The organism is Catellatospora bangladeshensis, from assembly GCF_016862575.1.
GTDB classification, from domain to species: Bacteria; Actinomycetota; Actinomycetes; order Mycobacteriales; family Micromonosporaceae; genus Catellatospora; species Catellatospora bangladeshensis.
Genome location: NZ_BONF01000034.1, coordinates 1 through 25762, shown reverse-complemented (window position 1 = coordinate 25762; position 25762 = coordinate 1). Strand labels below are relative to the sequence as shown.

Annotated in this window: 28 protein-coding genes and 1 pseudogene; 14 read left to right on the top strand and 15 right to left on the bottom strand. The window is 72.7% G+C overall.

What is annotated here, in order from left to right; translation table 11 throughout:
• Positions 1-176: 176 nt before the first annotated feature.
• Positions 177-386 carry a CsbD family protein gene (locus Cba03nite_RS27480; RefSeq protein ID WP_203752086.1) on the bottom strand — a complete coding sequence of 70 codons (210 nt, stop codon included), beginning with the start codon at positions 384-386 and terminating at the stop codon, positions 177-179.
• A 127-nt stretch (positions 387-513) separates the two neighbouring features.
• Between Cba03nite_RS27480 and Cba03nite_RS27475 the strand changes: the two genes are divergently transcribed.
• A complete protein-coding gene (locus Cba03nite_RS27475; protein WP_203752085.1) occupies positions 514-780 on the top strand; it encodes a DUF4235 domain-containing protein in 267 nt (88 codons plus the stop codon).
• Between the two features lie 229 nt (positions 781-1009).
• Entirely contained in the window at positions 1010-3400 is a 2391-nt protein-coding gene (locus Cba03nite_RS27470; RefSeq protein ID WP_203752083.1) for an MMPL family transporter, read from the top strand.
• Between the two features lie 18 nt (positions 3401-3418).
• Here the strand turns inward: Cba03nite_RS27470 and Cba03nite_RS27465 are convergent, their stop codons facing one another.
• Positions 3419-4411 (bottom strand): YihY/virulence factor BrkB family protein, encoded by a 993-nt coding sequence (locus tag Cba03nite_RS27465; protein ID WP_203752081.1) that lies wholly within the window; start codon positions 4409-4411, stop codon positions 3419-3421.
• A gap of 126 nt (positions 4412-4537) precedes the next feature.
• Here Cba03nite_RS27465 and Cba03nite_RS27460 point away from each other — a divergent pair, with 126 nt between their 5' ends.
• On the top strand, positions 4538-4936 hold the full coding sequence (locus tag Cba03nite_RS27460) for a hypothetical protein (RefSeq protein ID WP_203752080.1): 399 nt from the start codon (positions 4538-4540) through the stop codon (positions 4934-4936).
• A gap of 60 nt (positions 4937-4996) precedes the next feature.
• On the opposite strand, the gene Cba03nite_RS27455 is transcribed toward Cba03nite_RS27460, so the two are convergent.
• Positions 4997-5290: a hypothetical protein gene (locus Cba03nite_RS27455; protein WP_203752078.1), complete on the bottom strand. Its 294-nt coding sequence runs from the start codon at positions 5288-5290 to the stop codon at positions 4997-4999.
• A gap of 176 nt (positions 5291-5466) precedes the next feature.
• On the bottom strand, positions 5467-6723 hold the full coding sequence (locus tag Cba03nite_RS27450; RefSeq protein ID WP_203752074.1) for an AI-2E family transporter: 1257 nt from the start codon (positions 6721-6723) through the stop codon (positions 5467-5469).
• Between the two features lie 224 nt (positions 6724-6947).
• Here Cba03nite_RS27450 and Cba03nite_RS27445 point away from each other — a divergent pair, with 224 nt between their 5' ends.
• Positions 6948-7109, top strand: a complete 162-nt coding sequence (locus Cba03nite_RS27445; protein WP_203752072.1) for a hypothetical protein — start codon at positions 6948-6950, stop codon at positions 7107-7109.
• A gap of 10 nt (positions 7110-7119) precedes the next feature.
• On the opposite strand, the gene Cba03nite_RS27440 is transcribed toward Cba03nite_RS27445, so the two are convergent.
• Entirely contained in the window at positions 7120-8202 is a 1083-nt protein-coding gene (locus Cba03nite_RS27440; protein WP_203752070.1) for a DNA alkylation repair protein, read from the bottom strand.
• Positions 8203-8357: 155 nt separating this feature from the next.
• On the opposite strand from Cba03nite_RS27440, the gene Cba03nite_RS27435 reads away from it, so the two are divergent.
• Positions 8358-9596, top strand: a complete 1239-nt coding sequence (locus Cba03nite_RS27435) for a serine hydrolase domain-containing protein (protein WP_203752068.1) — start codon at positions 8358-8360, stop codon at positions 9594-9596.
• A 10-nt stretch (positions 9597-9606) separates the two neighbouring features.
• On the opposite strand, the gene Cba03nite_RS27430 is transcribed toward Cba03nite_RS27435, so the two are convergent.
• Both Cba03nite_RS27430 and Cba03nite_RS27425 read right to left on the bottom strand, forming a co-directional pair.
• Positions 9607-9831 carry a hypothetical protein gene (locus Cba03nite_RS27430; RefSeq protein WP_203752066.1) on the bottom strand — a complete coding sequence of 75 codons (225 nt, stop codon included), beginning with the start codon at positions 9829-9831 and terminating at the stop codon, positions 9607-9609.
• 75 nt (positions 9832-9906) lie between these two features.
• Positions 9907-10986: an epoxide hydrolase family protein gene (locus tag Cba03nite_RS27425; protein ID WP_203752064.1), complete on the bottom strand. Its 1080-nt coding sequence runs from the start codon at positions 10984-10986 to the stop codon at positions 9907-9909.
• A gap of 107 nt (positions 10987-11093) precedes the next feature.
• Between Cba03nite_RS27425 and Cba03nite_RS27420 the strand changes: the two genes are divergently transcribed.
• Positions 11094-11573 carry a MarR family winged helix-turn-helix transcriptional regulator gene (locus Cba03nite_RS27420; protein WP_203752061.1) on the top strand — a complete coding sequence of 160 codons (480 nt, stop codon included), beginning with the start codon at positions 11094-11096 and terminating at the stop codon, positions 11571-11573.
• A 3-nt stretch (positions 11574-11576) separates the two neighbouring features.
• Here Cba03nite_RS27420 and Cba03nite_RS40685 read toward each other — a convergent pair.
• Positions 11577-11724 (bottom strand): annotated as a pseudogene (locus Cba03nite_RS40685) (DUF6767 domain-containing protein).
• 439 nt (positions 11725-12163) lie between these two features.
• On the opposite strand from Cba03nite_RS40685, the gene Cba03nite_RS27415 reads away from it, so the two are divergent.
• Genes Cba03nite_RS27415 through Cba03nite_RS27400 form a run of 4 tightly spaced genes read left to right on the top strand, consistent with a single transcriptional unit; the run spans position 12164 to position 15837 of the window.
• Positions 12164-13195 (top strand): sulfate ABC transporter substrate-binding protein, encoded by a 1032-nt coding sequence (locus Cba03nite_RS27415; RefSeq protein WP_203752058.1) that lies wholly within the window; start codon positions 12164-12166, stop codon positions 13193-13195.
• Positions 13192-14037: a sulfate ABC transporter permease subunit CysT gene (gene cysT, locus Cba03nite_RS27410; protein ID WP_203752055.1), complete on the top strand. Its 846-nt coding sequence runs from the start codon at positions 13192-13194 to the stop codon at positions 14035-14037. The genes Cba03nite_RS27415 and cysT overlap by 4 nt, the downstream gene beginning before the upstream one ends.
• On the top strand, positions 14030-14857 hold the full coding sequence (locus Cba03nite_RS27405; RefSeq protein ID WP_203752052.1) for a sulfate ABC transporter permease: 828 nt from the start codon (positions 14030-14032) through the stop codon (positions 14855-14857). Before cysT ends, Cba03nite_RS27405 begins: the two co-directional genes overlap by 8 nt.
• On the top strand, positions 14854-15837 hold the full coding sequence (locus tag Cba03nite_RS27400; RefSeq protein ID WP_203752049.1) for a sulfate/molybdate ABC transporter ATP-binding protein: 984 nt from the start codon (positions 14854-14856) through the stop codon (positions 15835-15837). The genes Cba03nite_RS27405 and Cba03nite_RS27400 overlap by 4 nt, the downstream gene beginning before the upstream one ends.
• A gap of 91 nt (positions 15838-15928) precedes the next feature.
• Here Cba03nite_RS27400 and Cba03nite_RS27395 read toward each other — a convergent pair whose 3' ends face one another.
• Positions 15929-16351, bottom strand: a complete 423-nt coding sequence (locus Cba03nite_RS27395; protein ID WP_203752046.1) for an RrF2 family transcriptional regulator — start codon at positions 16349-16351, stop codon at positions 15929-15931.
• 166 nt (positions 16352-16517) lie between these two features.
• Between Cba03nite_RS27395 and Cba03nite_RS27390 the strand changes: the two genes are divergently transcribed.
• Positions 16518-17957, top strand: coding sequence for a hypothetical protein (locus tag Cba03nite_RS27390; protein WP_203752044.1), 1440 nt, complete (start codon positions 16518-16520; stop codon positions 17955-17957).
• Positions 17958-18041: 84 nt separating this feature from the next.
• Here Cba03nite_RS27390 and Cba03nite_RS27385 read toward each other — a convergent pair whose 3' ends face one another.
• The 3 genes from Cba03nite_RS27385 to Cba03nite_RS27375 are packed head-to-tail and all read right to left on the bottom strand — an operon-like array spanning position 18042 to position 20712.
• A complete protein-coding gene (locus Cba03nite_RS27385; protein ID WP_203752040.1) occupies positions 18042-18836 on the bottom strand; it encodes an ABC transporter ATP-binding protein in 795 nt (264 codons plus the stop codon).
• Positions 18820-19875 (bottom strand): taurine ABC transporter substrate-binding protein, encoded by a 1056-nt coding sequence (locus Cba03nite_RS27380; RefSeq protein WP_239126047.1) that lies wholly within the window; start codon positions 19873-19875, stop codon positions 18820-18822. The genes Cba03nite_RS27385 and Cba03nite_RS27380 overlap by 17 nt, the downstream gene beginning before the upstream one ends.
• Positions 19876-19899: 24 nt before the next feature.
• Positions 19900-20712 (bottom strand): ABC transporter permease, encoded by an 813-nt coding sequence (locus tag Cba03nite_RS27375; RefSeq protein WP_203752036.1) that lies wholly within the window; start codon positions 20710-20712, stop codon positions 19900-19902.
• A gap of 113 nt (positions 20713-20825) precedes the next feature.
• Between Cba03nite_RS27375 and Cba03nite_RS27370 the strand changes: the two genes are divergently transcribed.
• The gene (locus Cba03nite_RS27370) at positions 20826-21260 is read left to right on the top strand and encodes a DUF4326 domain-containing protein (protein ID WP_203752034.1); all 435 of its coding nucleotides are present in this window, start codon (positions 20826-20828) and stop codon (positions 21258-21260) included.
• An 83-nt stretch (positions 21261-21343) separates the two neighbouring features.
• On the opposite strand, the gene Cba03nite_RS27365 is transcribed toward Cba03nite_RS27370, so the two are convergent.
• The 3 genes from Cba03nite_RS27365 to Cba03nite_RS27355 all read right to left on the bottom strand — a co-directional run bounded on the left by Cba03nite_RS27365 (position 21344) and on the right by Cba03nite_RS27355 (position 24016).
• Positions 21344-21706 (bottom strand): hypothetical protein, encoded by a 363-nt coding sequence (locus tag Cba03nite_RS27365; protein ID WP_203752032.1) that lies wholly within the window; start codon positions 21704-21706, stop codon positions 21344-21346.
• Between the two features lie 84 nt (positions 21707-21790).
• Positions 21791-23119, bottom strand: a complete 1329-nt coding sequence (gene nhaA, locus Cba03nite_RS27360) for a Na+/H+ antiporter NhaA (protein WP_203752030.1) — start codon at positions 23117-23119, stop codon at positions 21791-21793.
• A gap of 90 nt (positions 23120-23209) precedes the next feature.
• Positions 23210-24016, bottom strand: coding sequence for a class I SAM-dependent methyltransferase (locus Cba03nite_RS27355; RefSeq protein ID WP_203752028.1), 807 nt, complete (start codon positions 24014-24016; stop codon positions 23210-23212).
• Positions 24017-24067: 51 nt separating this feature from the next.
• Between Cba03nite_RS27355 and Cba03nite_RS27350 the strand changes: the two genes are divergently transcribed.
• A complete protein-coding gene (locus Cba03nite_RS27350; RefSeq protein WP_239126046.1) occupies positions 24068-24676 on the top strand; it encodes a TetR/AcrR family transcriptional regulator in 609 nt (202 codons plus the stop codon).
• Positions 24677-24793: 117 nt separating this feature from the next.
• Complete coding sequence (locus Cba03nite_RS27345) at positions 24794-25723, top strand: universal stress protein (protein WP_203752022.1); 930 nt, start codon at positions 24794-24796, stop codon at positions 25721-25723.
• Positions 25724-25762 lie beyond the last annotated feature (39 nt).

The window sequence follows — 25762 nt, the reverse complement described above, 5'->3', positions numbered from 1 at the left end:
ACAGGCAGATGAATCTTGTACGGGCAACTTCTCCCGATCGGCGCGCCGGTAAACCCGGCGGCGGCCCGCCCCGCCCGCCGCCCGTGACGTTTCGCGCCGATCGTCACGAGTACCCGGCAAACAGCAACGTGGCCCGCCCCGGCGAGGGGCGGGCCACGTGTGGCGGAAGGCCGGGCTCAGCGCTCGGAGCGCAGGTCGTCCTCGTCGCGGTCGCGCCCGCGAACCGCGTCGCGGACCTCGTCACCGGCCTGGTTGACCTTCGCCTTGGCCTGGTCGGCCAGGCCCTCGGCCTGCAGGGAGTGGTTGTCGGTCAGGTCGCCGACCTTCTCCTTGGCCTTGCCGAGCAGCTCCTGGCCCTTGTGCTTCGCCTCGTCCAGCGCACCCATGTTCAGCTCCGTCCGGTCGTTGATGCTGACCCTCGACTTCCCGGACCGCTGCCGGGCGAAACCTGGCCGATGATCGTCCACTGCGGCCGGGTGGACTGAACCCGGGCCAGGCGGGTATGGGCGCGCCATGAACAAACAGACGGTGATGTACAAGCCGATCGGCATCGTCGGCGGCGTGCTCGCCGGTGCGATCGCGGGTGCGGCGTTCAAGCAGGTCTGGCGGGTGGCTTCGGGGTCGCGCGAGGCGCCCCACGCCACCGACCGGACCAAGGGCATGGCCGAGATCCTGGTCGCCGCGGCGGTGCAGGGCGCCATTTTCGGCCTGGTCAAGGCGGCCGTCGACCGCGGCGGTGCGCACGCGGTCAAGTCGCTGACGGGCCGCTGGCCCGACTGACCCGCCGGGTCGCGGAGCCCGTGCCTCCCTGCGGGGCACGGGCTCCATCGCGTCCGCGCCCGGATTCCGCGCCGCCCGCCGGGGCGGCACGTTTGCCCGGCTCCCGGCCGGGCACCGCAGTGACATCGGCGGGCCGTGTACCGCCGGCCCGCCTTCTATTCGCACAGAACCGCACCGGCGTGGGCCGGGCCGCGGTGGGGAGGACTGTCATGCCACGAGGAGCCGCCCGATGAGCACCGAACCGATGCCGCGCAGCCGGTGGCGGCCCAGCTTCCTGCTGGAGTGGTACGCCGAGATCGTGGTCTGGCTGCGCTGGGTGATCGTGCTGGCCTGGCTGGCCGCCACGGCCGCCGCGATGGTGTACCTGCCCGCGCTCGGCCAGGGCGGCAGCGACCTCGGGCAGCTCGTGTCGGTGGACAACCCGGCGGTGCGCAGCGAGGTCCGCTCGTTCGAACGGTTCGGCCTGCCGCTGCTGAGCCGGATCTCGATCGTGCAGCGCGACCCGAACGGGCTGCCCGCCTCGGTGCAGGCCGACGCCGTCGCCCGCGCCCAGGCGGTCAGCGAGGGCAAGCTCGCGGACACCGCGATCCTCGCCGCGATCCCGGTCGCGAACACGCTGAAGCTGCTGCCGGGCGCCCGCGAGAACGGCACCACGGTGATCACCATGCTGTTCACCGCCCCCGACGCCAGCTTCGCCGAACAGCTCGAAGCCGCGCAGAAGTTCGCCGCCGAGCAGTACGACGCCGACGACGCCGTGGTCGGCGTGACCGGCTCCGTGCCCGCCCGCGTCGAGCAGGGCGGCATCGTGCTGTCGTCGCTGCCGTGGCTGGAGGCGATCACCGTCGTGGCCGTGTTCGTCATCGTCGCGGTGGCGTTCCGGTCACTGGTCGCGCCGCTGCTCGCACTGGGCGTGGCCGGGATCGCGATCATGCTGACGCTGCACGTCGGCGGCGAGCTGGCGGGCCGGTTCGGCGTGCCGGTGCCGCAGGAGACACAACCGCTGCTGGTCGCGCTGCTGCTCGGCGTGGTCACCGACTACGTCGTGTTCTACCTGTCCGGCGTGCGTACGCGCCTGGCGGCGGGGGAGGGGCGGCTGGAGGCGGCCCGCCAGGCGGCCTCCCGGTTCACCCCGATCATCGCCACCGCCGGGGCGACCGCGGCCGCGGGCACCGGTGCGCTGATCGTGGCGGACTCGGCCGCGTTCCGGGCCTTCGGGCCGGGCATGGCCGTCGCCGTGCTCATCGGCATGCTCGTGTCGGTGACGCTGGTCCCCGCCCTGCTGGCGATCCTCGGGGGCGCCGCGCTGTGGGCGCCGGGCCGCCGGGCGGCCACCGCCGACCCTGCCGAGCAGCCGGAGCACACCGGCGGCCGGTGGGCCCGGCTGCTCACCCGGCCCCTGGTGGCACTGCCGGTGCTGCTGCTGTGCGTCGGCGGCCTGGTCGCCGCCGCGCTGCCCGCCCGGCACATGGGCCTGGGCGTCTCGTTCGTCGAGGCCCTCCCGGCGGACCATCCCGCGCGTAAGGCCGCCGCCGAGGCCGAGGCGGGCTTCGCCGCGGGCATCCTGTCGCCCACCGAGCTGCTGCTGGAGGGCGACGGCGTGGCCGCCCGCACCGAGCAGCTGACCCGGCTGCAGCAGGAGCTGTCGAAGCGGACCGGGGTGGCGGCCGTCATCGGCCCGGCCGACCGGGCCATCCCGTCCGAGCTGAACCTGTTCCGGTCGCCCGACGGCGGCGCGGCCCGCTACCTGCTCGTGCTGGACGACGAGCCGCTCGGCGCGACCGCCGTGCGGACCCTCACCAGCCTGGACGCGGACCTGCCCGGCCTGCTGGACGCCGCCGGGCTCGGCGGCACCGGGTTCAGCCTCGGCGGCGACACCGCCATCGCCAAGGTCATCGTCGACCAGACCATGTCCGACCTGGGCCGGATCGCGCTGGCAGCGCTCGCCGCGAACCTGCTGTTCCTGATGCTCTACCTGCGGGCCCTGTGGGCGCCGCTGGCGCTGCTGGCGTGCAGCGTGCTGGCCATCGGGGCCACCCTCGGTGCGACCACCTGGCTGTTCCAGGAGCACCTCGGCGCGGACGGGCTGACCTTCTACGTGCCGTTCGCCGCCGCGGTGCTGCTGGTCGCGCTCGGTTCCGACTACAACATCTTCGGTATCGGCCCGGCCTGGAACGAGGCCCGGCACCGGCCGCTGCGCGAGGCGCTGGCGATCACCCTGCCGCAGTCGGCGCGGGCCATCCGCACCGCGGCGTTCACCCTCGCGGTGAGCTTCGGCCTGCTCGCGATCGTGCCGCTGCGGCCGTTCCGGGAGCTGGCGTTCGCGCTGTCGGTGGGCATCCTGCTGGACGCGTTCGTGGTGCGCTCGGTGCTGGCCCCGGCGCTGCTGACCGTCATGGAGGCGGTCGGCGGCCGGGGCCGTCTGGAGCGGGTGCGCAAGGTCGTGCACCAGCGGCAGCCGGAACCCGAGCCCGAGGTGTCCGAGCCCGAGCCGGTGTCGGAGCCCGAGCCGGTGTCTCAGTCCAAGCCGATGTCCCGGTCCAAGCCGGTGTCCGCGGCCGAGTCGGTCCCCGCGGCCGAGTCGGAGCGGCCCGCGGCCGAGCCGCCCCGGCGGGAGAGCTAGGGCGGTCCGGCGGGCGGGTCAGAGGTGCTGCTTGTCGCCGGGCTCGACGGCCTTGCTGTCGCGCATCTGCAGGTAAGGCTCCTGCCCGGCCGGGTGCCCGGCGGCGATGGCCCGCTGGCGCTCCAGCTCGGCGTCGAGTTCGGCGCCGAGCAGGAGCGCCAGGTTGGACAGCCACAGCCAGATCAGGAACACGATGACGCCGCCGAGGCTGCCGTAGGTCTCGGCGTACGAGCCGAAGTGCGCGGCGTAGAAGCCGAAACCGGCCGACGCCGCCACCCACAGCACGACCGCGACCGCGCAGCCCGGCGTGATCCACCGGAAGCCGCCCTGCCGCGCGTTGGGCGAGGCCCGGTACAGCAGCCCGAACATCGCTCCGATGAGGATCACCAGGACCGGCCACTTGAGGATCTGCCAGGCGGTCACGGCCGGTCCGGGCAGGCCCAGCACGTCGCCGACGGCCTCGGCCAGCCGGCCGCTGAGCACCACGATCAGCACGCTGGCGACCAGCAGCACGCCGGTGACCAGCGTGACGGCGAGCCGCAGGGGCAGCCGCTTCCACAGCGGCCGCCCCTCCGGCACGTCGTAGACGGCGTTGGACGCCTGCATGAACGCGTCGATGTAGCCGGACGCGGACCACATCGCCACGGCCAGACCGATGAGCGCGGCGATCCCGGCCTTGGCATCGTTGGCCTGCACGTTCTCCAGTGCGGCGGTGAAGATCTCCTGCACCGCGCCGGGCATGATCGGGAACACCTCGCCGAGCACGTCGTCGACGAGCCGGTCGTCGATGAGCCCGACGACGGCGACCAGCACCAGGATGCCGGGGAACAGCGACAGCACGCCGTAGTAGGTCAGCGCGGCCGCCCATACCTGGAGGCTGTCGGTGTCGGCCTCCTTGGCGGTGCGGCGCAGCACCGCCCACCAGGAACGCAGGCTGAACTGCGCAGGGCTGCGGGGCCCCGCGTCCGGTGGCGGGGGCGTGGAGGGGGAGGTCTCGGGGTGGTCTGACATGGCGGCTACATACCGCGCCGCGGCGGCGCCTAATCCGGACCGTGAGCTGGTGGCCCGCCCGGTGATTAGCGCCCCGATCGGCGGGTATCGGGTTCGCACCACAGTCTGCGAAGGGAACTTGACGTCATGCCACCGAAGGACAAGAACGTAGAGGCCGCTGTCGACCAGGTCACGCAGCGTGCCACCGACGCCGGCGCGGCGGTCGCCGAGCGTGCGGACGAGGTCAGGCAGACGCTGACCGCCACCGGGCGGGAGATCGCGGACAAGGCGGCGACCCTCAAGGACGAGGCGGGCACCGCCGCGCTGGCGGTCAAGGACCGGACCGTCGAGACGGCGGGCCTGGTCAAGGACCACGCCGCCGAGCTGGCGCACGACCTGGCCGACCGGATGCCCCGCAGCACCGAGCAGTGGGAGGCCCTCGGCCGCGACCTGCGCGACCGGATCCGCGCCAACCCCACCCCGTGGGCCGTCGGCGCCGCGGCCGTGCTGGTGGCGTACCTGGTCGGCAGGCGCGCCACGCGCTGAGCCTGCGATGAGAGAGGGTGGCCCTGCTCCGGCGGGGCCACCCTCGTCGTATGTGCGGGATCAGTCCGGCGGTTCGCCGACCGAGTCGGGCTCCTCGCGGGCCAGGCGGTCGTCCAGGGTGTCGCTGCGCCGCTGGCCGCCCGGCGTGGTGCCGTAGTCGTCCATGCCCGGCGGTGGCGTGTCCCGGTCATCCGGCACCTGCGGGTCACGCCTCGGGGACTCGGCGCGGGCCTGCGCGCCGTCCTGGTCGTGGGCGTGCTCGGGCAGGTCGCCGCCCTTGGGCTCGGGCAAGGGCTCCGCCTCGGGCGGCGGCTCGAAGTCCTCCGCGGGCGGCGTGAAAGTCGGTTCGCTCATGCCAGGTCTCGTACCCGGCCGAACCCGGCCTGACACCAGGCCCGCCGCTGCGGCGGCGAAGGCACCCACCCACCGGGCAAGATCGCTGTCCCGTGTCCAAACCTCAGGCTGAACTCAGCATTTCGACACGAGACAGCGATCTTCGCCCCCGCCCGGCCGGGCGTGGCCGGGCCGGGTCAGGGGGTCGGGTCCGCGCTGACGACGACGGCGTCGGGGGCGGGCTGGCGGCCCTGCATGAGGTGCCGCAGCGCGGTGTTGAGCACCGCGACGATCGGCACCGCGACCAGCGCGCCGACGATGCCGGCGATGGCGACGCCCGCGGCGAGCGCCACGATCACCGCCAGCGGGTGGATCGACACGGCCCGCCCCATGATCAGCGGCTGGAGCACGTGGCCTTCGAGCTGCTGCACCAGGATCACCGCGGCCAGCACGATCACGGCGGTGACCGGCCCCTGGTCGACGAGCGCGACGAGCACCGCCACCGCCCCGGACACGGTCGCCCCGAGGATCGGGATGAACGACGCCAGGAACACGAGCGCGGCCAGCACGAACGCGAACTCGACCCGGAGCAGGACCAGGGCCAGGCCGATCCCGAGCGCGTCGATGAACGCGACGATGACGGTGGCCCGCACGTACGCGACCAGCGTCAGCCAGCCCGCGTTGCCCGCCTCCAGCACCGGCCGCCGCGCGCGCCGCGGCACGGCGATCATCGCCAGGTGCCACAGCCGCCGCCCGTCGCGCAGGAAGAAGAACGTCACGACCAGGATCAGCATCGCGGTGACGAGGATCTGGAAGCTCGCGCCGGCGGTGGCGAACAGCCCGCTGGTGAGGTTCTGCCGGTTGTCGCGCACCCAGGCGGCGCCGGCGTCGACGGCGGTGTCGAGCTGGTGCGTGGACAGGTGCAGCGGCCCGGTGCGCAGCCACTCGCGGATCTGCTGCAGGCCGGCCGAGGCGTTCTCGCTCAGTTCGGGGGTGCCGTCGATCAGCTGGGTGACGAGCAGCGTGACCAGGCCGACGGCGCCGAGCACCCCGCCGAACAGCACGAGGGCGGTGGCCAGGGAGGCGGGCAGCCGCAGCCGGTGGCGCAGGACCTGCACCGCGGGGGAGAGCAGCGCCGCCAGCAGCAGCGCGATGGCCAGCGGGACGAGCACCTGGGCGAGCCGCGCGGCCAGCGACAGCAGCACCCAGCCGACGGCGGCCAGGACGAGGAAGCGCCAGCCCCACGCGCCGGCCAGGCGCAGCCAGTAGGGGACCGCCTGGTCGGCGTCGGCCGGGGTCTCCTCCTCGTGCTGGTCGCCGAAGTCCGGTAGCACCAGGGGAGTGCGGTCGCGGCCCGCGCGCAGCCGCTGCTGCACCGAGCGCAGGCCCGCCTGCCAGCGGGCTTCGGCGAGCGCCTCGGAGGTCGGTGGCGGGGCGATGTCGGAGGTGGGCATGCTGACTCCCGGGGGCGGCGCGCGCAAGAGGGCCGTCCCGGTGCGGACAGGGACCGGCCGTGGCTGGCGCCTACCCGAGGGTACGGAACCCAAACTCCGGCCGCCGGACGTCCGATGGTCGAAAAAGCCGAGTTATCTGTCGCATCCGGTGGGTATGGTCGCGTCCAGCCGCACCGAGACGGGCGCGGCACCGACCGACCACCGAGGAGCCCGAGTTGACAGCCGTGGCCGCTGACCGTCCGGCGCGTGTGCGCCTGCAGACGACGCTGGTGTTCAGCTCCCCCGACGAGCCGCAGCCGGACCTGCGCGAGCGGTCCGGGCGGCAGCCGATCGCCGTGAACCCGTTCGCCGTGCCCGCCGACCCGGGCGGCGGCTGCTCCGGCTGAGCAACGGCGGTCACTCGCCGTCGAGCAGGGTGATCGAGGCTCCGGCCAGGACACGGCCGTTGACCTGGATGTCGATGCGGTGCGGGCCAGGGTGCAGGCGCCGGACGCTGACGTGCTGGAAGGTGTGGCGGCGGGTGATCTCGCGCGGCACGCCGGGCGCGAGGTCGGCCGTGGTCAGCTTGAACACCTTCGGCGCACGGGGCCCGCGGGCTCCCGCGTGGTGCACGACGTAGTCCACGGCGGCCCGCGCCCCGGCCCCGGCGGTCAGCGTGAACGCGATGGTGACCTGCCCGCCGATGGGCAGCGTGCCGGGCGTGACGGTCAGGCCGGTGACGGCCACGTCCGCGCCGTGGTCGTAGCCGAGCAGCTCCAGGGCCTCCGGGTGCCCCTGCTTGACCAGGGAGCGCAGCGCGTGCCGGACCACCCAGGCGGCGCCGCCGCCGGTGGCGGCCCAGCGGCGCGCGGTGGCCAGGGCGGTGTCCGGGTGGTCCTTGGTGATGTCGTTGAGGTGGTTGGCCACCGAGCGGCGCACGTACGGCTCGGGGTCGTCGTGCAGCCGGTCCAGCAGCGGGATGGTGACCTGCGGATCGGCCAGCAGCGGCACGCGCGAGGCCCAGGGCAGGCGCGGCCGGGAGCCCTCGGAGGCCAGGCGGCGCAGGTGCTGGTCGGGGTCCTCGGCCCAGACGTGCAGGCGGCGCAGCGTGTGCTCAGGGTGCGCGGCCAGGTAGGGGCGGATCGCGAACTCGGCCGTGGCATGCGAGGTCAGCGCGGACAGGGTGTCGAGCGCGTCGTCGGGGTGGCCCAGCCCGTGCACGGCGACGTACTCGGTGGCGGGCCAGGCGCTCCACATGTCCAGCGGGGTCGCCGCGACGGTCTCCCGCAGCACCCGCCCGGCCTGCGGGAACGGCTGCGGCAGGTGTGCGGCGAGCGCGCCGGCGACCACGGATACGCGCTGCTTGAGGGCCAGCGGCGCGAGCCCGGTCGCGGCCGCGGCGGCGAAGCCCGCGGCCGGGAACGCCGGGTGCACCCGGCTGACGGCGGCCGCCAGCCGGGCGATGCTCGCGTCGTTGATGTTGTCTTTCAGGTCGGCCACCGCTGATCCCCTCACACATCGGACGGCGGCAGGGCGCCGCGCCGTCCGGTCAGTAGACCTGACGCCTCTGACATGCGCGGACACCCCCAGCGGGGAGATGAATCCGTTTCGCCGGTTGTCACCCGTTAGGGCCGAATGCGCAGATATCCTCAATCGTGAACTTTCATTCGCGGTTGCTGCTCGCGGCCGCCCTCCTGCTCGGGGCATGTACGGCGCCCGCCGGTGCGGCGACCCAGGCGACCGGGGCGCCCAGCCCGCAGGCGGAGGCGGTCGCGAAGATCGTCCGCGACGGTATGACCGCCGGCTCGCTGAGGGCCGCCGTCTTCAAGGTCACCAAGGGCGACCAGGTGATCACCAGCCAGGCGTTCGGCGAGTCGCTGGACGGCGTGCCCGCCACCACCGCGATGCGGTTCCGCAACGGCGCCGTCGCGTTCGCGTACCTCGGCACGCTGCTCCTGCTCTTCACCGAGGAGGGCAAAGCCAAGCTCGACGACCCGGTCGAGCGCTGGATGCCCGCCCTCCCCGAGGCGGGCAAGGTCACCTTGAAGATGCTCGCCAACCAGACCAGCGGGTATCCCGACTTCGAGACCGACCCGGCCTGGAACGCGGCCTTCAACGCCGACCCCTTCCAGTCCTGGACCTTCGAGGAGCGGATGAAGTACGCGTTCTCCCGGCCGGTCCAGTTCCCGCCCGGCAGCAACTGGAGTTACGCGCACACCAACTTCATGATCCTGGGCGAGATCCTCGCGAAGATCGGCGGCAAACCGCTCGACGTGCTGCTGCGCGAGAAAGTGCTGGGACCGATGGGCCTGCGCGAGACCGTCGCGAACAACACGGGAGCCATCCCCGAGCCGGTGCTGCACTCGTTCAGCTCCGAGCGCCGCCAGGCGCTGGGCGTCCCGGCGGGCACCGGGTTCTACGAGGAGGCGACGTTCTGGAACGCCGACTGGGGCACCCCGAACGGCGCGAGCCAGACCACCACCATCGACGACATGGCCCGGACCGCGATCGCGGTGGGGGAGGGAACGCTGCTGTCCGAGGCGAGCTACCGCGCCATGACCGACCCGAACCTGCTCGGCTTCGGTCACCCGCAGGACAACTGCAAACCCTCCTGCTTCACCCAGGTCGAGGGGTACAACTACGGCCTGGGCGTGGTCCGCTCCGGCGGCTGGCTGCTGCAGAACCCGCTGCTGGGCGGCTACAGCGCGACCGAGGCGTTCCTGCCCGCCGAGAAGGTCGGCATCTCGGTCGCGGTGACCTACCTGCCGGGCGCCTTCGACTGCCAGGGCAACTATCCCAACGCCAGCGACCTGCTGTTCCGGCAGATCGCCGCGCACATGACCCCGGACCATGCGCCGCCGATGCCTGCCCCGTTCCAGAAGGCCGTCTGCTGAGGCGCGCCGGTCAGCTCGCGGCCGCCGAGCGCCCGGCCCGCCACCTGGCGACGTACGGCAGCGCGAACAGGTAGAGGCCGCTGAACAGGAGCAGGAACAGGGGCAGCAGCGGCACGTAGGACACCCACACCAAGGGCTCCTCCTGTGCCAGGGCGATGAAGGTGGCGATGACGGTCAGCGTGAAGACGACCGACGTCCAGCGGTGGAACTGCCGGATGCCTCTGTTCCAGTTCATGGACCCTCCTCGGTTGGCGACAGGCCGTCACGCTAACCGCGCCGACCTGCGCCGCGCTTCTCGAAAGCTGACCGATCAGGCGAGCCTGCCGAAGAACTCCCGGACGTCCGCGGCGAACAGGTCCGGCACCTCCATCGCGGCGAAGTGGCCGCCGCGCTCGAACTCCGACCAGTGCCGGATGTCGTACAGCCGCTCGGCCAGCGGCCGCACCGACTGCGTGATGTCGTGGGGGAGCACCGCCACGCCGACCGGCACCGGGCAGGCCGGGATCCCGCGCGGAGCGTCGCGGTGCAGCCGCGCCGAGGAGGCCGCGGTGGCGGTCAGCCAGTACAGCGAGATGTCGGTGAGCATCCGGTCGTCGCCGACCGGCGTGCGCGGATCGGTCCACTGGGCGAAGCGCTCGGCGATCCAGGCGAGCTGGCCGACGGGCGAGTCGGTCAGCGCGTACCCGATGGTCTGCGGGGTGGTCGCCAGCAGCGCCTGGTATGCCGGGCGGTTGGCCATCAGCTGCCGGACCTTGTCCAGCCGCGCCTCGTCGGAGGCGGACAGCACGACTCCGGCGTCCGGGTCCGGGCGGGTCGGGAGGTAGTTGACGTGCACCCCGACGACCTGTTCGGGCGCGATGGCGCCGAGGGCCAGCGAGATGCCCGAGCCGAAGTCGCCGCCCTGCGCGCCGTAGCGCCCGTACCCCAGGCGGCGCATCAGCTCGGCCCAGGCCCGCGCCACCCGCACGATGTCCCAGCCGCGCTCGTGGGTCGGCCCGGAGAAGCCGTACCCCGGGATGGACGGGATGACCAGGTGGAAGTCGCGCCGCAGCGGCTCGATCACGTCCAGGAACTCCAGGAACGAGCCGGGCCAGCCGTGGGTGAGGATCAGCGCCAGGGCGTCCGGGTTGTCCGAGCGCACGTGGACGAAGTGGATGCGCTGGCCTTCGATCTCGGTGGTGAAGTGCGGCAGCTCGTTGAGCCCGGCCTCGTGCTCGCGCCAGTCGTACCCGGTGCGCCAGTACTCTGCCAGCGTCTTGAGCCGCTCCAGCGGGAAGCCGTAGTGCGATCCGGTGCCGGCGACCTCGTTCGGCCAGCGGGTGCGGGCGAGCCGGTCGTTCAGGTCGTCGAGGTCGGCCTGCGGGATGTCGATGTGAAACGGCGTGATCATGGCGTCTCCTGAAGTCGTTCAGCCTCAAAACGTTTGTCGTACTAACGTTTGTGCTCTGAACGTTATCACGATCGTTCGGCTTCCGAACGATTCGTTAGACTCCTCACATGGACGACAGAGCCGACGAGAATCCACCGAGCTGGCGAAGCCTGCCGAGCTGGCTGCTCAGCCAGACGGCTGGTCACGCGCAGCGCCTGGTGGGCGACGGCTTCGCTGCGGTGGGCGCGCGCGGCTACCACTACCGGCTGCTGGCGACGCTGGCCGAACACGGCCCGGCCAGCCAGGCCGCGCTTGGCCGCCGCAGTGGCATCCACCTCAGCGACATGGTGGCGGCGATCAACGAGCTGGCCGAGCGCGGCCAGGTTCAGCGTGCCCCGGATCCGTCCGACCGGCGGCGCAACATCGTCTCGCTGACCGCCGAGGGCAGGCGGCAGCTGCGGCTGCTGGAGAAGGAGCTGGCCGTGCGCCAGGAGGAGCTGCTCGCGCCGCTGGCGCCCGGGGAGCGCGAGCAGCTGATCGGGCTGCTGTCCAGGCTGCTGGACCACCACGACCGGCAGCCCGGCGCCGCCGAGGAGCCGTGGCGCTGAAGCTCAGTCCGCCTCGCCGCCGCGGCGTACGCCGTCGCGCAGCTCGTCATCGGACATGACCAGGTAGACGAGCGGGCAATCCTGGGCCGGTGACGTCGAGCTGGCACAGCGTGCACGGCTGGCCGGGGCGTAACGGGCATCGCGCGTCCACGGCAGGGGCGGTGAGCAGGGCAAAGGTCCCGACCTGGCCGAGACGGCGATCACATTCGCGGGGTCGCACCCCGGCGCCATCGCTGTCGGGAGTGGACGGCGCCGTGCGGGCAAAGCCGTTACGCAGCAGGGATGTCCGGACGGGCGGGTGGGGTCGGCTGGACGGCTCGGCAGACCTGGACGGGACGGCGACGTCGTCGCGCTGACAAAGTCTTGAAAGTCTAGCGGTTTAGTGGGATATTCGTTTCGTGGTCGAGCCGGACCATGCCGCCCGGGTGCCGAAAGCATTCGATTCGCCGCATAGATGCTGCGTAGGCATACCGGCTGACCCTGTCATATCCAGATAGCCAAACCCCCTTACATCGAAGTTTGCCGATCTCGCCGGTGGCCCCGGCGGGGTTCGGTGCGCCCAAAAGCGCCCTGAGGAGGACAGGTTCCCCATGAAGAACCGGATCAGAGCAACCGCCGCGTTCGCCGTCGCCGCCGTGCTGGCGCTGTCGGCCTGCGGCGGTGGTGGTGAGGAAAGCGGCACCCCGGGTTCCAACGCCACGCTGCACATCGTCGGGTTCGCAGTGCCCGAGCAGGCCAACAAGGCGATCGCGGCCGAGTGGAACAAGACCGACGCGGGCAAGGGCGTCAAGTTCCAGACCTCCTACGGCGCCTCCGGCGACCAGAGCCGCGCCGTGGTGGCCGGCCTCAAGGCCGACTACGTGCACTTCTCGGTCTCCAGCGACGTGACCCGCCTGGTCGACGCCGGCCTGGTGGCCAAGGAGTGGAACGCCGGCCCGAACAAGGGCATCGTGTCGTCCTCGATCGTGGTGCTCGCGGTGCGCGAGGGCAACCCGAAGAACATCCAGGGCTGGGACGACCTGGTCAAGCCCGGCATCCAGATCGTCACGCCGAACCCGGCCTCCTCGGGCGCGGCCCGCTGGAACGCGCTGGCGGCGTGGGGCCACATCGCGGCCAACGGCGGCACCGACGCCCAGGCCACGGAGTTCGTGACCAAGCTGTTCGGCAACGTCGTCGCCCTGCCCGGCAGCGGCCGTGACGCCACCACCGCCTTCCTCGGCGGCACCGGCGACGTGCTGCTCGCCTACGAGAACGAGGCGATCCTGGCCACCCAGGCCGGCGAGAAGTTCGACTGGGTCGTGCCGAACACCACGATCCTGATCGAGAACCCGGGCGCCATCCTCACCAACGCCGACCCGAAGGCCAAGGAGTGGCTGGACTTCGTGCTCAGCAAGGACGGCCAGCGCCAGTTCGCGCTCAAGGGCTTCCGGCCGATCATCGAGGGCGTCGACACCAAGGGCGTCGAGGGTGCCAAGGACCCTAACAACCCGTTCCCGGCGCCGCAGAAGCTGCTGACCGTGTCGAAGGACTTCGAGAGCTGGTCGGCGCTGTCGAAGAAGTTCTTCGACGAGAAGGAGGGCATCATCGTCAAGATCATCGCAGCCTCGGGCAAGGCTAAGTGACGACGACGCTCACCTCGGATCGGCCGGCGGTCACCCGCCGGCCGATCCGGCATGGACGCCCCCTGACCCGGGTCTCCGGCCTGGGGTTCGGCGTGGCGATGCTGTGGTTCAGCCTGCTCGTGCTGATCCCGCTGACCGCCGTGGTCGTCACGGCGACGACGGGCGGCTGGGCCGGTTTCTGGGAGGCGGTGACCACCGAGCAGACGCTGGCCGCGATCGAGCTCACCGTGGGCACCGCCTTCGCCGTGACGCTGGTGAACATCGTCATCGGCACCATGATCGCGTGGGTGCTGGTCCGGGACCGCTTCTTCGGCAAGCGCATCCTCGAGATCATCATCGACATCCCGTTCGCCCTGCCGACCATCGTCGCGGGCCTGGTGCTGCTGTCGCTGTACGGGCCGAAGAGCCCGCTCGGCATCGACATCGCCAACACCCGCCAGGCGGTCTTCCTGGCCTTCCTCTTCGTCACGCTCCCGTTCGTGGTCCGCACCGTGCAGCCGGTGCTGGCCGAACTGGACCGCGACGTCGAGGAGGCGGCCATGTCGCTGGGCGCGAGCCGGATCACCGTGTTCCGGCGGATCATCCTGCCCAGCCTGACGCCGGCCATCGCGGCCGGCGCCGCGCTGTCGTTCGCCCGCGGGGTCAGCGAGTACGGCTCGCTGGTGCTGCTGTCGGGCAACCTGCCGAACCAGACCGAGGTCACCTCGGTGCGCATCCTCAGCAGCATCGAGAACGACAACCTCGACAGCGCCGCGGCGGTCGCCACGATCCTGCTGGTGATCTCGTTCGTGGTGCTGATCCTGGTCGACTACCTGCAGCGGAGGCTGGTGCGGCGTGGCTGAGCGAGCACTGTCGCGCAACAAGCGCGGCCCCGGCGCCTACCTGGTCCGGCTGCTGGTCATCGTCTACCTGTTCTTCCTGGTGGCGTGGCCGGTGTACCTGGTCGCCAAGAACACCTTCGCCGACGGCATGGAGAACCTGAACGGCATCCTGGAGGACCCGGACGTCATCCACGCGCTCAGCCTCACCGTGCAGGTGGCGCTGATCGCCGTGGTGATCAACACGGTGTTCGGGGTCGGCATCTCCATGCTGCTGGTCCGCTACGACCTGCCCGGCAAGCGGTGGCTGTCCGCGCTGCTGGACCTGCCGCTGTCGGTGTCCCCGATCGTGGTCGGCCTGTCGCTGGTGCTCGTCTACGGCGGGCGCACCGGCTGGTTCGGCCCCACCCTGGAGGACGCCGGCATCCAGGTCATCTTCTCCACCCCCGGCATCGTGCTGGCCACCGTGTTCGTGGCGCTGCCACTGGTGATCCGCGAGGTCGTGCCGGTGCTGGAGGAGGTCGGCGAGGAGCAGGAGCAGGCGGCGCGCAGCCTCGGCGCCAACGCCCTGCAGACGTTCCTGCGCATCACCCTGCCCTCGATCAAATGGGGCGTCATCTACGGCGTCGTGCTCAGCCTCGCCCGGTCGCTGGGCGAGTTCGGCGCGGTCAAGGTCGTCTCCGGCAACGTGCTCGGCGACACCCGCACCGCCACGCTGGTCGTGGAGGAGAAGTACCTCAACTTCGACAAGGGCGGCGCGTACGCCACCGCCTTCCTCCTCGCCCTGGTCGCCGTGGCCTGCATCATCGTCGTCTCCGCCCTCCGCCCTAAGGAAGACCGTTGAGCATCGAGATCACTGGAGTTTCCAAGCGGTTCGGGGACTTCGTCGCCCTCGACGACGTCTCCGTCAGCATCCCGTCCGGCGGGCTCACCGCCCTGCTCGGGCCGTCCGGCGGCGGCAAGTCGACGCTGCTGCGCATCATCGCCGGGCTGGAGACGGCCGACACCGGCCGGGTCCAGATCGAGGGCGTCGACGCGACCAACCTGTCTCCGCAGAAGCGCAACGTCGGCTTCGTGTTCCAGCACTACGCGGCGTTCAAGCACCTGTCGGTGGCGCGCAACGTCGCGTTCGGACTGGAGATCCGCAAGAAGCCCAAGGCGGAGATCCGGGAGCGGGTCGACGAGCTGCTCAAGCTGGTCCACCTGTCCCAGTTCGCCGACCGGCTGCCCGCGCAGCTGTCCGGCGGCCAGCGCCAGCGCATGGCCCTGGCCCGCGCGCTGGCCGTGCAGCCGAGCGTGCTGCTGCTGGACGAGCCGTTCGGGGCGCTCGACGCCAAGGTCCGCAAAGAGCTGCGCGACTGGCTGCGCCGCCTGCACGACGAGGTCCACGTCACCACGGTCTTCGTCACGCACGACCAGGAGGAGGCCCTGGAGGTCGCCGACGAGATCGTCGTGATCAACGAGGGCCGGGTGGAGCAGATCGGCTCGCCCGACGAGCTCTACGACCGGCCGGCCAACGACTTCGTGATGCGCTTCCTGGGCCCGGTCACGGAGCTGGGCGACCGGCTCGTACGCCCGCACGACCTGCAGCTGCTGCCCCCCGGCAGCGACCCGGGCGCGGCGTCCGGGCTGGTCAAGCGGATCACGCGGATCGGCTTCGAGATCCGGGTGGAGGTGGCGGTGGGGGAGCAGACCGTCACGGTCACCCTCAACCGCAACGAGTTCCTCGCCCTCGGCCTGCACGCCGGGTCCGAGGTGCAGGTGCGGGTCGCGCCCGAGGTCGCGGGGGCGGAGAGCCGGTCGCAGGTCGTCGGCGCCGTCTGAGGCACGTCGCGCGGCCGGGCGGGCCCGCAGGGGAGACGGTGGACGTCGGAATCGCCCACCGTCCGCCCCGCGGGTGGTCCGGCCGCGCCGCTCATCTCCCGGCGGCGCTTTCGGGCAGCTCGTCGAGCAGGTCGCGCAGGGTGATGCCGTCGAGCAGCTCGGCGGTGAGCGAGTGCACCGACCGCCACAGCCGGGGCAGGGCCCGCGCGGCGCCGACGTAGCTGACCGACTGCGCCGGGCGGCCCCGGATGCTGCTCAGCTCGCCGCTGACGGCGCGCATGACGTCCCCGACGGTGATCCGGTCGGCGCCGCGGGCCAGGCTGTATCCGCCGACGTTGCCGGGGCGGCTGCTCAGCAGCTCGGCGCGGCGCAGGTCGTAGAGCAGCGGGGGCAGGTAGGTCGCGGGGATGCCCTGCAGGGCGGCCAGCTCGTTGGTGTTCACCAGCCGGCCGCCGGCCGCGGCGATGGCCAGCATCGCCTGCATCGCGTAGTCGTGTCTCGCCGATATGTGCACGGTCCGCGCACTCCTGTTCGGACGGAACGGCCATCACCCCTATAGCTATAAATCCTATCGGATAAGTGGTATTTCGGCAACGAGTCTTGTATTCCTACTGTGTCTATGTGGATAGTAGGAGATGACCGTCCGCACTGGATGGACCGCCGACTCCAGGAGCAGCACCTTGACCCCCATTTCGCGCCGGAGACTCACCCGCCCGGCCGCGCCGCTGGTGATCGGCGTGCTGCTGGCCGCCGCCCTCACCGGCGCCCCGGCCGCCGGGGCATACCCCGAGTTCGGCCCGGCCGCCCCGCAGAACCCGGCCACCGCCCCGGCCGGCGGCGCCAGCACCCACGGCGACAGCGCCTCCGCCAAGACCTTCGCCCAGCCCGGCCCCGCCGGTGCGCCACTGGCCGCGAGTCGGGCCACCCTGCTGGCCGCCTGCCCGACCCTGCTGCACCGCGGCGACGGGCAGCTGCTCGCGCTGTGCACCGACATCCTCGGCCAGGCTCCCGCGCTGCACCTGCTCGACCGGGGCAGTGGCAACTCCCTGGCCCGCCTGTCCATCGCCAGGGGCAACCTGCTCGGCGGCGTCTACGCCTACCTCGACGACGCCGACCGGGTCGTGGTCGTCGACGGCAACCGGGACCTGCTGCGCATCGCCCACAGCCGGGGCCTGTTCGGCATCTGGACGCTGCGCGTGGTGGAGAAGGTCTCGCTGGCCGCGGCCGTGGACGCCGCCGACTCGGTGGTCGGGGTGCTGGCCGGATACGACCGCCGGGTCTGGTTCGTCACCGCCGCGGGCGGCGTCGGCGTCTACGACCCGGCCACCGGCGGCGTGCACGCGTACCGCCTGCCCGCGGGCGAGCGCATCGCCAACAGCCTGTCCACCGTGCCCGGCGGCGTCGCCGTCACCAGCGACCACGCGCTCTACCTGTTCGACGCGAACACCCCCGGCACACCCGTGCTGCGCTGGCGCCACGCCTACGACCGCGGCCCGGCCCGCAAACCCGGCCAGCTCAGCTGGGGCAGCGGCGCCACCCCCGTGTTCTTCGGCCCCGCCACCGGCACCGAGTACGTCACCATCACCGACAACGCCGTCCCGCGCATGAACCTGATCGTGCTGCGCACCGCCGACGGCGCACCGGTGTGCACCCGCCCGCTGTTCACCGCCCAGGCCGCCAGCGGCACCGAGAACGCGCCCGTCGCCGCCGGGCGCAGCGTCTTCCTCACCAATACCTACGGCTACGACTACCCGGCCCTGCCGCCGGACGCGGGCCCGAGCGTGCCCGAGGACGCCACGTTCACCGGCGGCCTCGTCCGGGTCGACGTGCGTGCCGACGGCAGCGGCTGCGACGTCGCCTGGGAGACCGCGACCCGCTCGGCCGCGCTGCCGCGGCTGTCCACGGCGGACGGCAAGCTCTACACCGCGATCCAGGACGGCGTGCTCGGCGAACTCGACCCGTTCTACTTCGCCGCCGTCGACGCCCGCACCGGCGCGGTGTCCGACAAGGTGCTGCTCGGCTCGGCGCTGGTCAACCCGATCCAGACGGCCGGCACGGCGCTGAACGGCGTCTACTACCAGGGCAACGTCACGGGCGTGCTGCGCGTCGCCCGGACCTGACCCGCTGGACTCCCGGGCGGAGCGGAGCCGCCCGGGTCCGCTGCCCCCACCTCGCCCAGGGACGGAGACGAGGTGGGGGCAGCGTCATTCGCCGCGCACCGCCTGCAGGATCCGGGTCCGCAGCGCGCCGAACTCCGGCGTCTCGCGCGCCTGCTCGACCCGTGGCAGCGCCGAGGACTCGTCCAGCACCACCGTGCCCGGCCGCGGGCTGAGCACGACGACCCGGCTGCCCAGCAGCGCCGCCTCGTCCACACTGTGCGTCACCAGCACGAGAGTCTTGCCCGTACGCAGCCAGATGCCGCGCAGCTCCTCCTGCAGCCGCTCGCGGGTCAGCGCGTCCAGCGCCGCGAACGGCTCGTCCAGCAGCAGGATCGCCGGATCCGGGGCGAGCGCCCGCGCGATGGCGGCCCGCTGCTGCATGCCGCCGGACAGCTCGTACGGCCGCAGCCCGCCCACGTCGCCGAGCCCGACCAGCTCCAGCAGCTGCTCGACCCGCTCGCGCCGCCGGGACCGCGCCCAGCCGGCCTCGCGCAGGCCGTAGGCCACGTTGCCGCGCACCGACAGCCACGGGAACAGCCGGGGCTGCTGGAACACCACGCCCCGATCCGGCCCCGGCCCGGTCACCGGCTCGCCGCCGACCCGGATCTCCCCGTGCGACGGGCGCAGGAAGCCCGCGATCATGCGCAGCAGGGTGCTCTTGCCGCAGCCGGACGGGCCGACCACGGCCAGCGACTCGCCCGCCGCCAGCCGCAGGTCGATCCCGTCGAGGGCCAGGATGCGCCGCCCGCCGGAGCGGTACTCGTGCCGTACGCCGGACAGCGCCACCGCGGTGGCGGTGGCGCTGTCGGGTGCGGCGAGCAGGTCAGGCCGCGGCGGCATCGGCCAGCGCCTGGACGGCCAGGCCCTTCTGGTACACGCCCAGCTCCGGCGCGGACGGCAGCTTGCCCTGCCCGACCAGGAACTGCGCGGCGTTGTGCAGGTTCTCGGCGAGCTTGCCGGGCGCGGCCGGGGTGCCGAGGTAGTCGGCGCCCGCCTGCTCGGCGGCGTCGAGCAGGACCAGTTCGGACAGCTGGGCGCCCGCCTCGTCGGCGTCCAGGTTGAGCTGGCGGCCGATCGCCTGCGCGGCGGCGGTCTTGTCGCTGCGGACCAGCTTCACGGCGCGGTCCTGCTGCTGGATCCACGCCTTGACGACCTGCGGATACTGCTGCAGAAACTCGGTGCGCACCACGGCCAGGTCGGCGGTGAGCTTGCCCTTGCCCGCCAGCTCGCGGCTGGTGACCAGCACCTTGCCGGTCTTGCGCAGCTCGGCGAGGACGGGCGTCCACACGTACGCGCCGTCGATGTCGCCGCGCTGCCAGGCCGCCTGGATCTCCGGCGGCTCCAGGTCGATGATCTTCACGCTGCCGTCCGGCACGCCCGCCCCGGCCAGCGCGGCCAGCAGACTGTAGTGCGAGGTGGACGAGAACGGTGTGGCGATCTTCTTGCCTGCCAGCCCGGCCAGGTCGGCGATCTCCTGCTTCACGACCAGCGCCTCGTTGTCGCCGATCACGTCGAAGATCCACGGCACCGCGTACGGGATGTTCAGCGGCGCGGCCAGTCCGCGGGCCACCGGGCTGCTCCCGGCCAGGCCGATGTCCAGGCTCCCGGCGAGGATGGCGGTGTTGACGTCGCCGCCGGAGTCGAACTTGCTCCACACCACCGTGGTGCCCGGCAGGGCCGCCTCCAGCCAGCCCAGATCCTTGACGATCAGGTCGCCGTTCGGGATGAGCTGGTAGCCGATGCGCAGCTGCTTCGGCGCACCGCCGCTGCTCCCGGCAGCGGGCTCGGCGTCGTCGCCGGTGCAGGCCGCCAGCACCGGTGCGGCGGCCAGGCCCAGGGCGCCCAGCAGCAGGCGCCGGCGGTCGACAGAATGGTTCACAGGAATCCTCTCTTCATGGGTGGGTCAGATGCGCCCGCGCCAGGGCGTGAGCCGCCGCTGTGCGAGCTGGAGCAGGCTGTCGAAGGCCAGGCCGGACAGGCCGATCAGGATGATGCCGAGCACCACCACGTCGGTCTGGTTGTAGCGCTGGGCGTCGCGGATCATGCCGCCGATGCCGGGCACGCCGTTGACCGTCTCGGCCGCCACCACGGTGGTGTACGCGACGCCGACGGCCAGCCGGATCCCGGTGAGGATCTCGGGCGCCGCGGCGGGCAGCAGCACCCGCCACGGCAGCAGCAGCCGCCGGGTGCCCAGCGAGCGGGCCGCGTTCAGGTAGTCCGCCGGGACGCCGCGGACCGCGTCGGCGGTGGCGACCGCGACCGGCGGCAGCGCGGCCAGCATCAGCAGCCACACCTTCGGCGCCTCGTCGATGCCGAACCAGATCACCAGCAGGCTCAGGTAGGCCAGTGGCGGCAGGGTGCGCAGGAAGGTGACCGCCGGGCCGAGCGCCGCGTCGATCGCGGGGACGAGCCCGATCAGCAGGCCCAGGACCAGGCCGCCGCTGATGCCGTACGCGCAGCCCAGGGCCATGCGCCGCAGGCTGGCGGTGAGGTGCTCGCCCAGGGAGTAGCCGGCCCAGCCGGGGCGGGCGGTGTCGCTCAGGCCCGCGGTGTCGAGGAACTGCTGCCAGACCGCCTGCGGAGCGGGCACGAAGACCTGCGGCCAGATCTCGGCGGCGGCGACGGCCCACCAGGCCGCGACGAGCAGCACGACGGCGCCGAGCCGCAGCAGGATGGTGCGGGCGCGCCGCGCGGTCGCGGGGGAGTGGTCGGACACGTGAAGATCGTGAGCCTATAAATCCCATCGGTCAAGTAGGAATTACATGTTGGGACGGTGCATGCGGTGGCGGCCGCGCCCGTGTCGTGACTACGGTGGCGGCGGGGGGACACATGGGAGTCGAGGACGGCACGCCACCGCAGCGGATCCAGCGACGGCGGGTGAAGGGCTGGCAGCTGCCTGAGGGCGCGGTCATCGTGACCAGGCCGACCCGGTGGGGCAATCCCTTCGAGGTCGGGGCGATGGTGCAGCAGTTCCCCGGCGGGTACGCGAAGCCGTACGAGGGCAGCGCTCCGCCCGGGGTGTACCCCGGTGACGCCGACCGGCCCGGCGGTTACGAGATCCGGCCCGTAGCCGACCGGGCCGACGCGGTCGGCCTGTTCCGCGCGCACCTGCTGCGCTACCCGGCGCTGCTCATCCCGCCCATCCGGCAGCACCTGCACGGCCGTGACCTGGCCTGCTGGTGCCCGCTGACGGACGCCTACGGCAACCCCGTGCCCTGCCATGCCGACGTGCTGCTGCGCGTCGCGGCCGGCGAGGAACCGTAGGCACGCCTGCCGTTGTCATGAATCGCCTGGTTGGTGGACGGGCTGGTGGTCGACGCCGTGACGTTCTTCGTTTGCGGCAATGCTCAGCCGCTTGCCAGTTGCATGGTGACGAGTCCGGCGACCACCACCGCGGGGATGACCCACGGGCCGTACGTGATGAACCGCTCCCTTGCTGAGCGCGGCGTCAAGTACTCGTCTTCCATGAGGACGTTGGGGTAGCCGTCGCGGTACTCGATCCGGCCGCCCCGCGGGATCTCCAGTGTCACGCTGGCCCGGTTCAGCGTCCAAAGGACGGCGTGCAGCACGTATACGGCGAACCACCACCCGCCGGTCATCACTGTGGCGGTGACGTGCAGGGCGTGCCACGAGTGCCTGAACGCACCCACTTTGACGGTCATCGTCACCGCTGTGTCTGCCATGTTCGGCACTGTATCGATGGTGGTCACGGCACCGCCGTCCGTCGTGCAGCCGCGGATCCACGGCTGCACGGTCGCGCCGCGCGCCCATGAGCCGCAAGACAGAACCTGGCTCTACGCCGGCTCGGAGCGTTCTGGGAGCTCAGCTGCCCGAACCTGGTAGACGTCCGGTATGCCGTCGTGGTCGGCGTCGACCCGCTCGGCCTCGGCCAGCTTGCGGTATGCCCGGTCGCGCAGGCGCAGCACCACGGCGGCGGGGACGGCGGCGGCCACCGACCCGGCCAGCACGGCGATCGTGGCGTCGCCCGCCGCCGCTGACCCGGGGCCGAACGCCAGGTCGGTCACCAGCAGCGACACGGTGAACCCAACGCCGGTGAGCATCGCCAGGCCGAAGATGTCGATCCAGGCCAGACCGTCGTCGAGCCGCGCCGCGGTGAACCGGGCCACCAGCGCGGTCGCGGCCAGCACACCGGCGACCTTGCCCAGGACCAGGCCCGCGACGATGCCCACCGAGACCCCCGACGACAGGGACGCGGCCAGCCCGGCGGCGCCGCCCAGCGCCACCCCGGCGCTCATCAGCGCGAACACGGGCACCGCCAGCCCTGCCGAGACCGGCCGCAACCGGTGCTCGAACCGCGCTGCGAGCCCCTGGTGGGCACCGCCCTCCGGGTCGCGCGGCAGCACCGGCACGGTGAACGCGAGCAGCACCCCCGCGACCGTCGCGTGCACCCCCGAGGCGTGCACGAGCGCCCAGGTGGCGACGGCAAGCGGGACGAGCAGCCACGGCGACCTGATCCGCCGCTGCACGAGGACCCCGAACGCGGCCAGCGGCAGCAGCGCGGCGGCCAGCGGCAGCGGGTGCAGGGTCTCGGTGTACACGAAGGCGATGATCACGATGGCGATGAGGTCGTCGACGACCGCGAGCGTGAGCAGGAACGTACGCAGGCCGGTGGGCAGGTTGCGGCCGACGACGGCGAGCACGGCCAGCGCGAAGGCGATGTCGGTGGCGGTGGGGATCGCCCATCCGGCGCGGGCGGCCGGGTCACCGTGGTTGACCAGCGTGTAGATCAGTGCGGGCAGCAGCACGCCGCCCACCGCGGCGGCCACCGGAACGGCCGCGCGGGCGGGTTCGCGCAGGTCGCCGGCGACGAACTCGCGTTTGAGCTCCAGCCCGGCGACGAAGAAGAAGATCGCGAGCAGCCCGTCGGCGGCCCACACGCCGAGCGGCAGGTGCAGGTGCAGCGAGGCGGGGCCGATCTCGTACTCGCGCAGCGCCTCGTAGGCGGGTGCCCACGGGGAGTTGGCCCAGATCATGGCGACGGCGGCGGCGGCCAGCAGGAGCGCTCCGCCCACGGTCTCCAGGCGCAGGATGTCGGCCAGGCGGCGGGCTTCGGGCCAGGAGCCCCGTCCGAAGATGACTTTGCGGCGGGCGGGTGCGTTCACGGCCGGGCTCCTCCGGTCAGGCTGACGGAATCGCCGACCAGACTTCCCGGCACACCTGCCCTCACCCTACCCGGATGAGCGAGAGCGCGATCAGGCCGCCTCGCGTCTCGCGGCGATCGCGACGGTCTCGTACGCCATCGTGAAACCGCCGCCGATCGCGTCGATCGCGGCCCCGACGTCCGCCTGCACGCGCGCCACCTGCTCGGGCGCGAGCCTGGTCATCAGTCCCTGCGTGGGCAGCAGCGCGAGCCACTCGTCGCGCGTGTAGGGCATTTCCCAGTGGTAGTGCCACCGCTCCGGCGCGCTGAACCCGCCCGCGGCGCGAAGCCCGGCGGCGGTCCGGTCGCACATCATCCGGTACGCGTCGGCGGGCTGCCTCAGCAGCGACACGTCGACCGGTGCCGCGGGCGCCGCCTGCCGGAACGCCGCAGCGAAGGCCTCGCCCACGGCCGGTGGCGGCTGGAACACGTGCCAGAACGCGGCGAACAGGCCGCCGGGCCGCAGCACCCGTGCGGCCTGGGCGGCTCCGGCCTCGGCGTCGACCCAGTGCCAGGCCTGCCCGGCGACCACGGCGTCGAACACGCGGCCGGCCGGTTCCCACTGCTCGAACGTCGCCACCTCGACCGGGATGCCTCCGGCGCGGGCCGTCTCGGCCATGCGCGGATCCGGCTCGACGCCGAGCACCGTGCAGCCCGCGTCGCGCAGCTGCCGGGCGGCGATGCCGGTGCCGCAGCCCACGTCGAGAACCGCCGGTCCGGGGCTGGCCGCGACGATGCGGGCGATCAGCTCGGCAGGGTACGGCGGGCGGGTCCGGTCGTAGCGGGCCGCGTCGGTGCCGAACGACTGAGCGACCTGGCGCAGGGCGTCGGACGAGGGCTCGGGCGGTAGAGTGGGCATGTGCCCACTATGAGTGGGCGAGCGCCCACTCGTCAACCCGAAGGAGAACCGGTGGCACCGACCGGAGTGGCCCTGCGCGACATCCGCGAGCAGCTGTTCGACGCCGCCGAGCGCATCCTGCTGCGGGACGGACCCAGCGCCCTGACCAGCCGCGCCCTCACCGCCGAGGCCGGGGTCGCCAAGGGCGTGCTGCACCGCCACTTCGCCGACTTCGACGACTTCCTCGCCGCCTTCGTGCTCGACCGCATCGGCCGGCTCGACCCGCAGGCCGCGGCCCTGCTCGAAACGGCGGGCACGAACACCGTCGACGCCAACCTCACCGCGGCCCTCACCGGCCTGTTCCGCTCCGCCGCGGTGGCGATCGTCGCCCTGGTCAGCTACCGCGACGAGCTGCGGGCCCGGCTGCGCGACGCCTGGCCGGCGGGCGTCCCGGTGCTCACCGACGCCGCGATCATGATCGGCCGCTACCTGGCCGCCGAACGCGAACTCGGCCGCCTCGCCTCCGATGTCGACACCGACACCCTCGCCGCGATGCTGATCGGCACCGTGCACCTGCTGCACGCCGACCGCACCGGCACCCCGCCCACCACCGAGGCCGTGCACCGGGCCGTGACCGCGGTCCTCACCGGCGCCGTCCGGCCCGGACGCCGCCTCCCGTGAGACGACCGGACGGGACCAAGGGCCCGCCCACGCGGGCCTGGCGGCACTGACCGGGCCGCCCCGCGAGCGACAGGGTTGGGGGTACGGCACACACCCTCGCGGAACAGGAGCCCTCCCATGAGCACCCACCGGCCCGTCATCGTCGGCGTCGACGGCTCCCCGTCCAGCCACGCCGCCGCGTACCACGCCGCCGCCCTCGCCGCCCGCCGCGAGGCGCCCCTGCACCTGCTCTACTGCTACGTCAGCCCGATGTGGGGGTACGGCACCGTCGCGCTCGCCGAGGCCTGGTTCGACGAGTCCGCGACCCGTGCCGCGATCGACGCGGACCTCGCCGAACTGGTCGAGACGCTGCGCAAGCAGCAGCCCTCGCTCGGCGAGGTGTACGCCGAGCAGCTCACCCAGACCCCCGCCGCCGCGCTCATCGAGCGGTCCCGCACCGCGGCGGTCACCGTCGTCGGCTGCCGCGGCCTCGGCGGCTTCGCCGAACTGCTGCTCGGCTCGGTGTCGGCCCAGGTCGCCGCACACGCCCACGGGCCCGTCATCGTCGTACGCCCCGCCGGAACCGGCTCCGACGACGAGGCCGCGCCGGTGCAGCCGGAGCCGGCCGGACCCGTCGTGGTCGGCATCGACGGATCTCCCGCCGCGCAGGCCGCACTGATCTTCGCCGCGCAGGAGGCGGCCGGCCGCGACGTGCCCCTGATCATCGTGCACGTCTACTGGCCGCAGCCGTGGTTCCACCTCGGCCCCGGCGGCGAAGCGCAGCAGGCCGAGGCCGAGCGCGCCGCCGAGGAAGGCGCACAGCGGCTGCTGGCCGCCGCGACCAGCCGCCTGCTCAGCGAGCACCCCGGCCTCGGCATCGAAACCCGCGCCGTACGCAGCCTCAACCCCGAGCACAGCATGGTCGAGGCCTCCCAGGGCGCCGCGCTGACCGTGGTCGGCTCGCGGGGCCGGGGCGGGTTCGCCGGTCTGCTGCTCGGCTCGGTCAGCCTCACCCTCGCCCACCACGCGCACAGCCCGGTCGCCGTCATGCACCCGATCGAGCACTGACACCGGCACGGATGCGGCCGGAGGACGCAACCACGTAAG